General features: G+C 41.4%; 14 protein-coding genes, 1 tRNA gene and 4 pseudogenes. 13 read left to right on the top strand and 6 right to left on the bottom strand.

The genetic code is table 11. The annotated features are described in order from the left end of the window. The first annotated feature begins 104 nt into the window (after positions 1–104). The 3 genes and pseudogenes from holA (at position 105) to HK413_RS07665 (ending at position 1,998) form a co-directional block, all read left to right on the top strand. A pseudogene (holA, locus tag HK413_RS07655) lies at positions 105–1,125 on the top strand (DNA polymerase III subunit delta). Positions 1,126–1,129: 4 nt separating this feature from the next. Then, positions 1,130–1,528, top strand: coding sequence for a PH domain-containing protein (locus HK413_RS07660; RefSeq protein ID WP_175269757.1), 399 nt, complete (start codon positions 1,130–1,132; stop codon positions 1,526–1,528). Between the two features lie 65 nt (positions 1,529–1,593). Beyond that, the gene (locus tag HK413_RS07665; RefSeq protein WP_175269758.1) at positions 1,594–1,998 is read left to right on the top strand and encodes an EVE domain-containing protein; all 405 of its coding nucleotides are present in this window, start codon (positions 1,594–1,596) and stop codon (positions 1,996–1,998) included. Between the two features lie 10 nt (positions 1,999–2,008). Here the strand turns inward: HK413_RS07665 and HK413_RS07670 are convergent, their stop codons facing one another. Continuing rightward, positions 2,009–2,530, bottom strand: a complete 522-nt coding sequence (locus tag HK413_RS07670) for an acyl-CoA thioesterase (RefSeq protein WP_175269768.1) — start codon at positions 2,528–2,530, stop codon at positions 2,009–2,011. Between the two features lie 131 nt (positions 2,531–2,661). On the opposite strand from HK413_RS07670, the gene HK413_RS07675 reads away from it, so the two are divergent. From HK413_RS07675 to HK413_RS15120, 4 genes and pseudogenes are all read left to right on the top strand, one after another. Then, complete coding sequence (locus HK413_RS07675; protein WP_175269759.1) at positions 2,662–4,335, top strand: beta-propeller domain-containing protein; 1,674 nt, start codon at positions 2,662–2,664, stop codon at positions 4,333–4,335. Then, positions 4,281–4,886 (top strand): S9 family peptidase, encoded by a 606-nt coding sequence (locus HK413_RS07680; protein ID WP_317169385.1) that lies wholly within the window; start codon positions 4,281–4,283, stop codon positions 4,884–4,886. Before HK413_RS07675 ends, HK413_RS07680 begins: the two co-directional genes overlap by 55 nt. Before the next feature lie 165 nt (positions 4,887–5,051). Continuing rightward, positions 5,052–5,519: pseudogene (locus HK413_RS22125) on the top strand (YceI family protein). Beyond that, positions 5,462–5,626, top strand: a complete 165-nt coding sequence (locus HK413_RS15120; protein ID WP_217452159.1) for a YceI family protein — start codon at positions 5,462–5,464, stop codon at positions 5,624–5,626. The pseudogene HK413_RS22125 and the gene HK413_RS15120 overlap by 58 nt, the downstream one beginning before the upstream one ends. Before the next feature lie 216 nt (positions 5,627–5,842). Here HK413_RS15120 and HK413_RS07690 read toward each other — a convergent pair whose 3' ends face one another. Next, positions 5,843–6,274 (bottom strand): DUF2147 domain-containing protein, encoded by a 432-nt coding sequence (locus HK413_RS07690; protein WP_317169386.1) that lies wholly within the window; start codon positions 6,272–6,274, stop codon positions 5,843–5,845. A 151-nt stretch (positions 6,275–6,425) separates the two neighbouring features. Here HK413_RS07690 and HK413_RS07695 point away from each other — a divergent pair, with 151 nt between their 5' ends. Continuing rightward, positions 6,426–6,959 carry a hypothetical protein gene (locus HK413_RS07695; RefSeq protein WP_175269761.1) on the top strand — a complete coding sequence of 178 codons (534 nt, stop codon included), beginning with the start codon at positions 6,426–6,428 and terminating at the stop codon, positions 6,957–6,959. 109 nt (positions 6,960–7,068) lie between these two features. Here the strand turns inward: HK413_RS07695 and HK413_RS07700 are convergent, their stop codons facing one another. The 3 genes from HK413_RS07700 to HK413_RS07710 form a co-directional block, all read right to left on the bottom strand. Next, a complete protein-coding gene (locus tag HK413_RS07700; protein ID WP_175269762.1) occupies positions 7,069–7,971 on the bottom strand; it encodes a BamA/TamA family outer membrane protein in 903 nt (300 codons plus the stop codon). Positions 7,972–7,991: 20 nt separating this feature from the next. Next, positions 7,992–9,035: a hypothetical protein gene (locus HK413_RS07705; RefSeq protein WP_175269763.1), complete on the bottom strand. Its 1,044-nt coding sequence runs from the start codon at positions 9,033–9,035 to the stop codon at positions 7,992–7,994. 73 nt (positions 9,036–9,108) lie between these two features. After that, positions 9,109–9,453 (bottom strand): hypothetical protein, encoded by a 345-nt coding sequence (locus HK413_RS07710; RefSeq protein ID WP_217452158.1) that lies wholly within the window; start codon positions 9,451–9,453, stop codon positions 9,109–9,111. On the opposite strand from HK413_RS07710, the gene HK413_RS07715 reads away from it, so the two are divergent. The 3 genes from HK413_RS07715 to HK413_RS07725 all read left to right on the top strand — a co-directional run bounded on the left by HK413_RS07715 (position 9,444) and on the right by HK413_RS07725 (position 10,530). Then, positions 9,444–10,193, top strand: a complete 750-nt coding sequence (locus HK413_RS07715; protein ID WP_175269765.1) for a TrmH family RNA methyltransferase — start codon at positions 9,444–9,446, stop codon at positions 10,191–10,193. The genes HK413_RS07710 and HK413_RS07715 overlap by 10 nt on opposite strands. Positions 10,194–10,242: 49 nt before the next feature. Further along, positions 10,243–10,313: transfer RNA gene (locus HK413_RS07720), tRNA-Cys, on the top strand. Positions 10,314–10,350: 37 nt separating this feature from the next. Next, on the top strand, positions 10,351–10,530 hold the full coding sequence (locus HK413_RS07725; RefSeq protein WP_175269766.1) for a spore protein: 180 nt from the start codon (positions 10,351–10,353) through the stop codon (positions 10,528–10,530). A 138-nt stretch (positions 10,531–10,668) separates the two neighbouring features. Here HK413_RS07725 and HK413_RS07730 read toward each other — a convergent pair. Further along, a pseudogene (locus HK413_RS07730) lies at positions 10,669–11,711 on the bottom strand (quinone-dependent dihydroorotate dehydrogenase). A 222-nt stretch (positions 11,712–11,933) separates the two neighbouring features. On the opposite strand from HK413_RS07730, the gene HK413_RS07735 reads away from it, so the two are divergent. Further along, a complete protein-coding gene (locus HK413_RS07735) occupies positions 11,934–12,713 on the top strand; it encodes an SGNH/GDSL hydrolase family protein (RefSeq protein ID WP_175269767.1) in 780 nt (259 codons plus the stop codon). A gap of 158 nt (positions 12,714–12,871) precedes the next feature. Next, positions 12,872–14,386 (top strand): annotated as a pseudogene (gene abc-f, locus HK413_RS07740) (ribosomal protection-like ABC-F family protein); the annotation flags it as partial.

Here is a 14,386-nt window from a genome sequence, read left to right on the forward strand (position 1 = left end):
TATGTTATAAAGCGCGCCTCCTATTAAGTGTTCCTTTAATCAAACGATAAAACTAATCGCTAATCGCCAATTAACTAATCACTGATTTATCTTACTTTTGATTAATGAGTGCTGCCGATATAATTAAGGATTTAAAGAACCGCAAATACAAACCTGTTTACCTTTTACACGGCGAGGAGCCCTATTTTATCGACCTGGTGGGTAACCATGTAGAGCATCAGTTACTCACAGATGCCGAGAAGGGGTTTAACCAAACTGTGTTATATGGCAAGGATACCGATATCATAACCGTGTTAAACGCTGCCAAGCGTTACCCCATGATGGCCGATTACCGGGTGGTATTGGTAAAGGAAGCCAGGAAATGAAGTGGGGGAGTGAGAGTGATGATAAAAAAGCATTAACCCGCTATTAAGCTATTTAGAAAATCCGTTGCCCAGCACTATACTGGTGTTTTGCTATAAGTATGGCAAGTTTGATAAACGTAAAAAAACGTATAAAGCCATAGAAAAGAACGGACTGGTTTTTGAGTCGGCGGCTTTATATGATAGCAAGATACCGGCTTGGATAGAAGGTTACCTGACCGAAAAAAACTATAAAATAAACCAGCAGGCATCATTAATGCTGGCCGAATATTTAGGGAACGACCTGTCAAAAATTGTTAACGAGGTAGATAAGCTGATGCTCAATGTTCCGGCAGGGCAGGAGATCACCTTAAAGCATATCCATGACAATATCGGCATAAGTAAGGAATACAATGTATTTGAGCTGCAAACCGCCCTGGCCCGTAAGGATCCGTTAAAGGTAAACCAGATCATTAATTATTTCGAAGCCAATCCTAAAGCAAATCCCATAGTACTGGTATTGGGCAACCTAAATAACTTTTTTACCAAAGTGCTGCTCTATCATTACTCCAAAGACAAATCGCAGCAAAACCTTGCCCGCGAATTGGGGGTCAGTCCGTTCTTCGTGAAGGATTATGAGCAGGCTGCACGAAGCTATCCCTACGGCAAAACCATGCAGATCATAAGCTACCTGCGCGAGTATGATGTAAAAAGTAAGGGTGTAGAATCAAACACCGATCATGGCGGGTTGATGAAGGAACTGATGTTTAAGATATTGCATTGATGCTATGAGATATAATTCGGCCAAAGGTTTTCTTTTTCTTGCTGTAATGATTTTATTGGTTGTTATGGTGATTTTTAGCCTGATAGCCAAAGCCTACACGGGGTTAGTTATCATCAGCCTGGTAATAATTTTATTTCTGTGGATCTGGTTTGATACGTATTATGTGATACAGGGTAAGGAATTGCTATACAAATCTGCTTTTATTAAAGGCGTTATTAGTATTGAAAGTATTTATGAAATAGAGCGTAATAAAACCATGTACGCGGGCTTAAAACCGGCACTGGCCATGAAAGGTTTAGTTGTTAAATACAATAAGTACGACGATATCTACCTGTCGCCAAAGGATGCGGATGATTTTATAGCAGCTTTGAAGGAGGTTAATCCTAATATTAATATCATATAACGCCCCCGCTTTTAATTTCACCCCCTTTTTAATAGCTTTACCCCATAACAATTACAGCATTTAGCATGAACTATTGGTTAGTAAAATCTGAACCTTTTAAATATAGCTGGGAAAAATTTAACCAGGATGGCCGCACCTTTTGGGACGGTGTGCGCAACTATCAGGCACGTAATAATTTACGCGATATGAAAGAGGGCGACCTGGTTTTATTTTATCACAGTAATGAAGGTAAAGAAGTGGTAGGCATAGCAAAAGTTGTTAAAGAATCATACCAGGACCCAACCACTACCGACCCAAACTGGCTGGTAGTTGAGCTATCACCTGTTGAAACGCTGAAAAATCCGGTTACCCTGGCAACAATAAAAGCCGACGAGCAACTTAAAGATATTGGCCTGGTACGCCGGGGGCGCCTGTCGGTAATAGGCCTTAAGCGTGAGGAGTTTGATAGGATTCTTGAATTGGGCAGCTAATCAAGAACAACTATTTCGCTTCGCCAAAAAACAAAGCTTTCAATTCTGTAGCTTCATCGGCCTTCATTTTACCGCCTAATATCAGGCGCAATTGGCGGCGGCGCAGGGCTCCGTTATATAGCTCGGTTTCGTCGGTAGTTTCGGGTATAAGTTCGGGTACTTCTACTTTATTGCCTTCTTTATCTAAGGCCACAAACGTATAATAAGCCTCATTGCTTTTAACTAATGTGCCTGATGGTATATTTTGCGCCCACACATCCAATCGTACCTCTACCGAGGTATGAAAAGCGCGTGTTACCTTAGCTTCAATAGTTACTACATCGCCCAGCTTGATGGAATGTTTAAATGATACATTATCAACAGAAGCGGTTACCACAATGCGGTTGCAATGTTTTTGTGCCGATATAGCGGCTGCAATATCCATCCAGTGCAACAGGCGCCCACCCATTAAATTGTTTAATGTATTGGTATCATTGGGTAATACCAGTTCATTCATAATAGTAAGCGATTCTTTGGGTAGTTTGGTAGCCATCGGTTTTTTGCGTTTAGCGTAAATATACACCTTAAGTATAAATTTTGGCTTATAATATTGTCCAAATGCGGTAAATGCCTTAGCTTTAGCCAAACTGATTTCATGATGAGAAAAATAACTGCACAACTAATGTGCATGGCGCTTTTGCTGACAGGTGCATTCCCCATGCTGCACAGGCACAACAAAAAACAGCATATACTAACCTTAGCGATGCCCTGTTCGCCGGCGGTAAGCTTGGCGGCAAACGCGGCCCCGCAAGTGTTAACTGGATAAACGGCGGGCAAAAATATTCATACCTGGCCGGCGAGGAGGTACGCTCGATGGAGCCTGCTACTTTAAAAGACGAGTTACTGTTTACCAAAAAGGGACTTACTTTCCCGGGTACAACAAAAGCTTTCGATTACGAGTCGTTCCAGTTCTCGCACGATTTTAAGAACCTGGTTTTTAAATCAGATTTCAGGCCCATCTACCGTAAATCGGGCATAGCCAATTATTATGTTTATAACCTGCAAACCAAACAACTAAAGGCAGCTGCTAAAGATGCACGTACGGCGGAATTATCGCCCGATGGAAAAAAGGTAGGTATTGAGCGCAAAGGCAATATGTTTGTTTACGATTTTGCTACCGGTAAAGAAAAACAACTAACCAACGACGCAACCGGCGAAAACGCCATTTTCAACGGTCATTACGATTGGGTTTACGAAGAAGAATTTGGCCAGCCGCAGGCTTGGAACTGGTCGCCTGATAATAAATATATAGCTTACTGGCAGTTTGACGAGCGCAAGGTGCCTAATTTTGAAATGACCAATTATGAGGGCCATCATAGCGAAGTGGTAAACTTCCATGTACCGTTGGTGGGCGATGAAAACGCTAAAGTTAAAATTGGCGTAGCCGATGTAACTACCGGTAAAAAGGTATGGTTTAAGCCTGATGAAACCGGCGATTTTTATATCCCGCGGATCTACTGGACAAGCACCCCAAATGTCCTGGCTGTGATGACGCTTAACCGCGAGCAGAACCACATGAAGCTGTATTTCTTCAACGTAAAAACCGGCGAACACCACGTTGTTTTAGAAGAGAAGAATACAAGTTGGGTAGCCATATTTGATTTTTATACTGATGTAAACGATATGGTTTATTTCCCCAAAGGTTCGAAAGAGTTTTTTTGGGTGTCAGACCGCTCGGGCTATTACCATATCTATCGTTACAGCTATGATGGTAAGCTGATTAACCAGGTTACCAAAGGCGATTGGGACCTGATAAAGGTTAACGGTATCAATCCCAAAAATCAAACTATTTATTATTTATCGGCTGAATCATCGGGCCTGGCGCAAGAGTTTTATTCAATAAAATTTGATGGTTCCGATAAGAAAAAAATGAGCGATGTAGATGGTAAACATACCATCAATATGTCGCCTGATACGAAGTATTATATAGACAATTATAGCAACATTAAGACTCCTGCGCATATAGGTTTATATGATGATAACGGCAAGCTGTTAAAAATGCTGGAGGATAATGCGGCTGTATCTGCCTTTATTAAGACACATGCTTACAGTGCGCCCGAGCTTTTTAAAGTTACAACCAGCGATGGCGTTACCTTAGATGCCTACATGATCAAGCCGTTTGACTTTGATCAGTCGAAAAATACCCGGTTGTGTTTACCGTTTACGGCGGGCCCGAGTCGCACTCAATTTATAACCAGTTCTCGGCAAATGGCTGGCAGCAATGGCTGGCCCAAAACGGATATATCGTTGTTGATGTTAACAATCGTGGCATATCTAATTACGGCAGCAAATTTTTAAAGATCGGCTACAAGCAATTGGGTAAATATGAAAGCCGCGATTTTGCCGAAACTGCTTTATACTTAAACAGCTTGCCATATGTTGATAAAGGCAATATGGCAATAATGGGTACAAGCTACGGCGGATATGCCACATTGTACACCCTGCTAACTTACCCGGGCGTATTTAAGGCGGGTATGGCTAACTCTGCCGTTACTGATTGGCGTTTGTATGATAATATCTATACCGAACGTTATATGGGCCTTGCTAAAGAGAATGCAGCGGGCTATGATAAAAGCTCGACCATCCCGCTTGCTAAAAACCTGCAGGATCATTTATTATACATCCATTCTATGAGTGATGATAATGTGCACCCGGCTAATACCATGCAAATGCTCACCGCGTTTGCCGAGGCAGGTAAGGATGTTGATCTTAGGATCTATCCTAAAGGTGCACACGGCGCGGCTTATGATCTTTCAAGTTATATATTGATACAGACCTTAAACTTTCAATACACGGAGAAACATTTAAAAGGGAAGACCGATTTGCCCAATATCAACGCTAAAAAATAGCGGATGGGATTAAAGATTAGTGTTTAGGCTGTGGTTAATACGTGTATACGTAACCACCCCCATTATCAATTTAAACATATCAACGTCAAAATAAATGTTTAAACATTTATTTTTCAATAACCTGATTATATTTGCTTAAATATTTTAAAACAATAAATCACAAAAATGAAAAGGATCATTTCTATTTTAGCAGTAGCATTACTAACTATAACTGCTGTTTCTGCACAATCTACCCGGAAGGTGGACAAGAATCACTCAAAACTTACTTTTACTATTACACACCTTGCAGTGTCAGACGTTGAAGGTTTATTTAAAGATTTTGATGTTACTATTTTGACTACCAAACCTGATTTTAGCGATGCTAAATTTACCCCCGGTTGCGCAAACAGCTACCATTAACACTGAAATTGAAAAACGCGATAATCACCTTAAAAGCCCTGACTTTTTGATGTGGCTAAATACCCAACTATGAATTTTGTTAGCACAGGCATAACCAAAGGCGCAGGCGCTAACCGTTATAAACTAACAGGCAACTTAACATTACATGGTGTTACCAAACCTGTTACAATGGACCTATGGTACCGCGGTACCATAACCGGCCGGGCGGTAAAGAAGTTGCCGGTTTCCAGCTAACAGGCGAAATTAAACGTTCTGACTTTAGCTTCGGTCCAAAATTCACATCGCCTATGTTAAGCGACGAAGTACAAATAAAAGCTAACGGCGAGTTTGCTAAGAGTTAATTGAAGATTGAAGATTGAAGATTGAAGATTGAAGATTGAAGATTGAAGATTGAAGATTGAAGATTGAAGATTGAAGATTGAAGATTGAAGATTGAAGATTGAAGAAATCTTTAGCTATACAAGTTCGAAAAAGGGCGATGAGTTTCAATTCATCGCCCTTTTATTTTGTCATTGACAGGCCCAATCTTTAATCTTCAAATAACCAATCTTAACAGATCAATTAACCAACTTCTCATTATTATATCGTACAAACGTAACCGATTTGCCAATAAATTTGAAATGCCAATAGCCGGTAACTTTAAGTGATCCTTCTTTTGTCATACTTACAGAAGCGTCCCAGAAACTCCCCTTGGTGGCATCGTATATTCGCCCGTTCTCCCAACTATTTGATTTTGGGTTGTAAGTGAGTTCGGTAAGGATATTAATGCCGATAAGCTTTCGGCTGCGCAGGGCAGGGTCAGGGTTATGTTTGTCGGTCCATTCGTCCATTGCTTTACTGGTATCTTTATTTTTGAACCAAAGTGTGCGGCCCTTAAAAGTGTTACCATCGCGATAAACCTGAACCAAATAATCTTTGTGGGCTGATATCCATTTACCGCAAATGGCATTCGGGTCGTTACCATCATTAGGTAAGGCGGATGATGTTATTAGAAAAAAACAAGTAAAAACTTAAACATTAACAGGTTATGCAGCATTATGTACGTGTACGTTAATTGAAATTAGCTTATAGCTGTATTATAAGTTAATAATAACTAATTTTATTGCGGGTTGTTTTATTGCTCAAACCTAATACTAAAAAATGAAAAAGATATTATTTGCTGTACTATTGATGATGTGTGCTAACGGCGTTGCTTTTGCAGACACAATTACCATTAAGCAATTTGTGATAAAAGAAAACCCTTTTGCAGATAGCGAAGTAGCTATAGTGGCAACAGACACTGCCGGTGCGGTACAAGAAAGAGTTGAAGGTTTATTTGCTTTTACCATCAACGGTTTCCGGGAACAAATGAGGTTTGAAAAGGGTACTGCTTTTTATCGGCATAAGCTGGATAAGTCGGCCTTCTTTTATGTGAAGCATGTTAATAACACCGGCACACACTCTATGCTGTATTATATCTACAAGCAGGACGGCAAATTACGCCCCATACATGTAAGCTGGGTGCTGCTGGTAATTATACCACTGGCTTTGGTTTTATTGGGTTATATGTTTAAGCGATTTATTATCATCGCCATAGTTATATTTTGTATTTTCCTATACTTTAACCATCATAATGGGTTATCCATGCCAACCTTCTTCGAGAGTATATTTGATGGACTGAGGGGGTTGTTTTGATGTTGAAGATTGGTGATTCAAGATTGAAGATTAGTGGAAGGGAGATTGAAATTAATAACTTTCCCGCAACAGGCCCAATCTTTAATCTTTCAGTTAACTAATCTTCGGCCTAAAACGGCATCCCGATACCAAAGTTCAACTGCATAAAGTTGTAACTTTCGCGGTTTTCTTTATAGTATTTTGATTTGAAGGCCCCATCATGAAAAAACTCGTTGGCGTGCTTAAGCAACACCCATTGGTCTGACCCGTTAAATTGGGGATCTTTAAATTTAAAGGCCGCGTCAAGCCTGAATACAAAGAAGCTTACATCAAACCGCAAGCCCGCGCCAATATCCATTGCCGAAGAATTTAAAATATTATTAAACCTGAATTCGCCATTAGGGTTATCGGCCTGTTTATGTAACCGCCAAACGTTGCCGGCATCCATAAACAAAGCGCCCTTTAGTTTGGCCCCCAAAAAGTCGTTTGCCACTTTAAAACGGTATTCGGCATTGGTTAGCAGTTTTATCTCACCAAACTGGTCAATATATTTTAATCGTGTGCGCAAAGTATCGCCAATTGTTGGAACCGCATCTGTACCGGCAGGGCCGTAGGTTGTTGCCCTGTTAAATTGGCCCGGCCCTAAAGTTCGCGGTAGCCAGGCGCGCATATCATTAGCACCACCGGCATAAAAGTTTTTCTCAAATATCAGCAGGTTGCTGTTTCCATAGGGTACACCTAATCCGGGGTTAACACGGAAAATAAACTGGCGCTCGCCGCCAAAACTACGGTATAAACGCAGGTCGATCTCAAATTTGGTATATTGATAGAAGCTATAACCAAAAAGTGTACGTTTCCCTTCACTATCTCTTGGTGTATTAAAAGCGTTAGTTACTGCCGACAGCATATTGCCTCCAATATCAAGCGATCCCCTGAAATAAGTAAAGTCTTTATAATTATTTAACTGGTTACCGTTTACCTGGTAAGTATACTGGCTACCGGTAGTAAAAACGGTACGCCCTATTAAAAACACGTAAGATAGGCGATTGGCTTTCAGCAGTTGCGCCCGGCAACGGGATCAAGCGTGCCTTTTGAAAATTCAATGTCAATAGGTGTTACGCTGTGTACCTTGTTAGCTTGTTCCAGAAAATCATAGGTTACCGAATTTACCAAGCTCGTTCGTTCAACCAATCCTTTTTGAAAATATAAGGAATAGTTGGAAGAAAATGTTGTATGCGGCACGCCATATTTGCCCGGTTTGGCCAAATTAAAAGGTGTAACAATCCATGGGTATATCAGGTTTGCACCAACTTTAAAATCCCGGTTCTCAACACCGCGCTTATTAATGGAGTTACGATCATTGGAATACAATATACTCATGTTTAGTTTAACCTGTAGTGTAACAGCCTTTTTAAACATGTTACGGTTAGTAAACGTATTACCTATATTATAACCGTACCGCCCACCGCTAAACAAAAATTCGCCTTCCACACGGTCTGACATCTGTTTTAGCGGAATCATGTTTATCACCGTGTTTAGCCGGTTAGTACTATCGGCAGTTTTGATATAAGTGGGGTTGGGTACGTTACGGAAAACGTTTAACTCTGACAGGCGCGATGTAGTAACGGTTTGCATATCAGAATTATACAGGTCGCCCTTTGTTTGAAAGATATAATCAACAACCGGGTGCGGTTTGAATCTGTGCGAGTAATCAACAAACGTAAACTGTGAATCGACCACCGTTGTATCGGCAACGCCGGTTGTGCGCCCGCCTGCGGTAGATATCGTTATCAATGTATTATTAATGCTAAAAGTAGGGTGTGAAGCTCTGTCGGCCGGGTTGTCGATGATCAGCGTCAGATCAACCACGCTGCTGTTAAAGGTCGAGTCGTAAGCAAAATTGATGTACTGGCGATAAAATTCAAAATAGCCGTTGCGTTTCATCACCTGGTAAAATGCATCGCGATCAAAAGCTAAACTATCCGTATCAAAACGGCCACCGGGTTGCAAATGCGAAAATACGGGACGGTTTTTCCGGTACAAATCGCGTACAGTTCGGTCGGGTATGCTATCGGTAATTTTACGGATTCTGAACATTGGCCCCTGCGTAGTAGTAAAAATCAGCTGGGCTTTTTTCTTTTGATAATTATGCTATCGGTTACCTTAGCTTTTAAATAACCTTTACTTTGGATAAATTTTTCGATTTGTACACGCGAAAACTCAACCCGAGGTTGCTATCTAAAATGGCGGGTGGCTCGCCAATATTTCTTTTGCCCTTTTTATTAAAAATATAATAAAGCTCGAGGTTAACCAGGTTGTTAGGTTGCTGTTGTTTATCTACATAGTTTAGCGCCAGTTCGCTAAACTCTTTGTCCATCCCTTTAATTGTAACCTTGCGTACTATAGATTCGTTGCCTTTTAATCCGCGCGTTAAACTACAACCCGAGCCTATAATTAGCAGCAAAATACTTAATATTGCAAGACGGTATCTACCTATGCTTTTATATGCTTTCAAAATCTAATATTAGTTTATTACAGTCCTTACAACACAAAAAATTTCGTAGGGAGCATGGCTTGTTTTTAGTTGAAGGCTACAAATCTGTATCAGAATTTATTAATTCTGGCTACCAGATAGACGCCGTTTACCATACCCGGGCTATCGCCCCAAAAATGCTCAAATTATCGCAGAAAACGAACTCCTTAGAGATTTCATCTGCTATAATTGAAAAAATAACTGCTTTAAAAACCCCGCCCGATATTATTGCGGTTGTTAAAATACCACAATGGCCGGTTTTGAATGCTACTACCCTTAACAAAAAATTTGCAATAGTGTTGGATGGAATTCAGGATCCGGGCAATATGGGTACCATAATTCGTACGGCCGACTGGTTTGGGATAGAAAATATCATCTGTTCTGAAGATTGCGTAGAGGTGTATAATCCTAAAGTAGTACAGGCAACAATGGGTTCGCTTTCGCGGATGAACGTACATTATGTTGATCTTCCTTCGATTTTGGCTAACACAAAACTGCCAATATATGGCGCCTTACTGGACGGTGAGAATATTTACAGTACTGATTTTGGTACCGAAGGATTGATAGTTATGGGTAATGAAGGCAATGGTTTAAGCGATGAAGTAAAGCGCCTGGTAACCAAAGCTATTACGATACCACGCGCCGGCAATGCCGAATCGCTGAACGTGGCAATTGCCACCGCTATCTTTTGTTCAGAAATAAACAGAAATAAGCTTAAATAAATGTTGGCTTGCAATAAATAATTATTACTTTTGCAATCCTTTAGAAAAAGGTCGGATGGCCGAGTGGCTAGGCAGAGGTCTGCAAAACCTCGTACAGCGGTTCGAATCCGCTTCCGACCTCACAGGGTAAAACATAAAATATTAAAAGTAAAACATCATGGGCGTAACACGTTTAAAAAGAAAAGATAGAAGAAACAAAACTTTCTCAAGATTAGAAGTTCAGTTTTTAAAGAATGCTACCAACCTTGAGTCTGGAAGCCGTTCTGCAGAGTCACCTAAAAGCCGGGTAACTTTAAACAATATTGTTTTAGCTAAAGCAGCTGCAGCAAACAAATAATCTATCTGCAAAATTTGTGATTTTAAAATCCCGTTGGTGTAAGCCTATGGGATTTTTTTATGGATAGATGTTACGCAGAGACGCAATACTTTGCGTCTCCTTTCCAAAATCTCGTCAGAGACGCAAAATATTGCGTCTCTACAATTGGGACAGAATCTTCTTATTTATCCTTTTAATTAATCCCGGCCCTTCATAAATAAACCCGGTATATAATTGAATTAATGATGCACCTGCCTCCAATTTCTCCGGGGCATCTTCGGCCGAATGTATCCCACCTACACCAATGATCGGGAATGAACGGTCAGATTTATCCGCCAAATAACGGACCACCTCAGTTGAACGTTTGGTTAAAGGCGCACCGCTTAATCCGCCTGCTTCGTCTTTTAGTTTTGGGTTTGATAAGGATGATTTGTCGATAGTGGTATTGGTGGCTATTACCCCCGCAATTTTGGTTTGCTGTACTATCTCAACAATATCGTTCAGTTGCTCATTAGTAAGGTCTGGGGCTATTTTTAACAGGATGGGTTTAGATACATCGTTTTTATTATTGCGTTGCTGTAGCGTGTTTAATAGTTGCATCAGCGGCTCTTTCTCCTGCAGTTCACGCAGCCCCGGTGTATTTGGCGAGCTTACGTTTACTACAAAATAATCAACCACATCAAACAACCGGTCGAAGCATTTGATATAGTCGCTTACCGCGTCCTCATTAGGAGTAACCTTGTTTTTGCCGATGTTGCCGCCAATCAATAAGCCTCTTTGAGCTGCCGGTTGGTTTTTGCGGTAAGCTGCAATCCGTTCCGCCACTACATCAACCCCTAAATTATTAAAACCCATTCGGTTGATGAGCGCTTTGTCTTCGGGGGCGCGAAACATGCGCGGTTTTGGATTGCCGGGTTGAGGCAGGGGGTAACCGTACCCACCTCAATAAAACCGAAACCCATATTAGCCAGCTCGCTGATAACTTCGCCGTTTTTATCAAAGCCTGCGGCAAGGCCAACCGGGTTAATAAATTTAAGACCGAACACTTCTTTTTCAAGGCGCTGGTCCTTCAGGTCCCAGATGGCCCTGCTTAACGCTGCCCCTCCGGGGAAACGATTAAATCGCTTTAAATTTCGGGTTACAAAATAGTGGATGTTTTCCGGATCGAACTGAAATAGTAAGGGCTTTATTAACGAATACATAGCAGCAAAGTTACTTGTTTAAACCGAATTTGCCTCACCTAAATCCTCTCCAAAGGAGAGGACTTCAATGCAAGATGGTTAGGAGCCCTCTCCTTTGGAGAGGGGGGTGAGGCTAATGTGATGTTTTAATATTTTGATTTGTAAAAGAATATTGTACTTTAGTTCGTCATAAATAAACCAGCGCAGCAGTACCCGCCGCGCTTCAAAAACTTAATACCAATTATGGAAGATCAATCTACAAATAACCGTCGCCGTTTTATCAGGAACGCATCAATAGGCACATTAGCGGCTATAAGCATCCCCGAAATTGTGTCGGCTGCATTAGCTACCGCACCTATCGCTAAAAAAGTAAGTATTGAAAAAGATGATATTATCCTTTTTCAGGGCGATTCAATTACCGACGCGGGACGTGGTAACCGTAATGCTGTTGTGGCTAATAATACCGGCGCGTTGGGTAATGGTTATGCGTTTATGGCAGCCAGCCAGTTATTATTGAAAAACCCGGACAAGAACCTGCAAATTTATAACAAAGGCGTAAGCGGTAACAAAGTTTACCAACTTGCAGATCGCTGGGATGCCGACGCACTGGCCATTAAGCCAACGGTATTAAGCATCCATATAGGTGTAAACGACTACTGGCACACGCTGAACGCAAGCAATCCCTACAAAGGTACTATAGACAACTACATTGCCGACTATAAAAAACTACTGGACCGTACTAAAGAAGCATTACCAAATATAAAGTTGATCATCTGCGAACCTTTTGGTGTTTTGGATGTAAAGGCGGTTACTAAGGACTGGTACCCAACATTCGACCTGTTTAAAAAAGCAGCCAAAGATATTGCAGCCGAATACAACGCCCCATTTGTACCATACCAGGCTGCATTTGATAAAGCCATAACCCCGGCCCCGCCAAGCTACTGGACCGGCGACGGTGTGCATCCATCAATTGCAGGCGCAGCATTAATGGCCGAGACATGGCTGAAAGCTGTTAAAGGTTAGAGGTTAGGATAATCTATAACTATACAAGTTATTAAAAAGGGTGGTGGGTTTATAATTCATTACCCTTTTTATTTTGCCTGTGAGAGGCCAAATCTCTAATTAACTAATCACTAATCTCCGTTTTAAGCTTTCAGCTTAAAACCCTATCTTTGCGGCCAATGATAGCTATAAATAATCTTACGTTCGAGATAGGTGCAAGGGCATTATATGATGAGGCCAGTTGGCATATTAAACCCGGTGAAAAAATAGGCCTTATCGGCGCTAACGGAACCGGGAAGACCACTCTTTTAAGGATAATAACCGGTGAGTATAAACCTACATCAGGCACCATATCAATGGCTAAGGACCTTACCATGGGCTATCTTAACCAGGATCTGTTATCCTACTCGTCCGACAAAAACATCGTGCATGTGGCTATGGAAGCTTTTGAGCGCCAGAACCAATTGCATGACGAGATAGAGGTTTTGTTAAAAAAACTGGAAACAGACTATAGCGAAGACTTATTACACAAACTAAGCGACAAGCAGCACGAGTTTGAAGCGCTTGACGGTTACAATATCGAATATAAAGCACACGAAATTTTAGCGGGTCTTGGTTTTAGCGAAGCTGATTGCCAGCGTAAACTAAGCACCTTCTCGGGTGGCTGGCGAATGCGCGTAATGCTGGCTAAGATCCTTTTGCAGGCGCCTGATATCCTGTTACTGGATGAGCCTACCAACCACTTAGACTTACCCTCTATCCAATGGCTGGAAGATTATTTGAAAGCTTTCGGTGCTATCATCATCGTATCGCATGATAGATGGTTTCTGGATAAAGTTATCAACCGTACCGTAGAATCGCGTAAGGGTAAGCTAAATGTTTACGCAGGCAATTACTCATTCTATTTAGAAGAAAAAGCATTACGTGCCGAAATTCAGCGTGGTGAGTTTAAAAATCAGCAGTCAAAAATAAAACAAGAAGAGCGTTTGATCGAGCGTTTCCGTGCCAAGGCCTCCAAAGCAAAGATGGCGCAATCACGGATCAAGATGCTTGATAAATTAGAGCGTGTTGAGGATGTGGATGATGATAACCCCGAAGTTAACTTCCGGTTCAAATTCAGCAAGCAATCGGGCCGCCATGTGGTTACTATGGAGCATATCACCAAAAAATATCCCGGTATAGATATTTTGGATGATGCGGAAGCGATTATTGAAAAAGGTGATAAAATAGCCCTGATAGGTGCCAATGGTAAGGGTAAATCAACCTTGTTACGTATTGTAGCAGGAGCCGACAAAGAGTTTGAAGGTACAGCTGTTACCGGCCATAATGTTACCCAAACGTTCTTCGCGCAGCACCAGTTAGAGAGCCTGCACACGGAGAATCAGATCTTACAGGAATTGCAATCATTTGCTCCAAAACATACCGACACTGAGCTGCGCTCAATATTAGGATCGTTTTTATTTACCGGCGATGATGTGTTTAAAAAGATCAAAGTATTATCGGGTGGCGAGAAATCGCGTGTGGCTTTAGCAAAAGCTTTAACTGCCGACGCAAACTTCCACGGTACTGGATGAGCCTACCAATCACCCGGATATGGCTTCGGTTAATATATTGATCCAGGCGCTACAGCAATACGAAGGTACGGTGATCGTGGTATCTCACGACAGGTATTTCCTTGATAATGTGGCCAACAA

The organism is Mucilaginibacter humi (assembly GCF_013087555.1).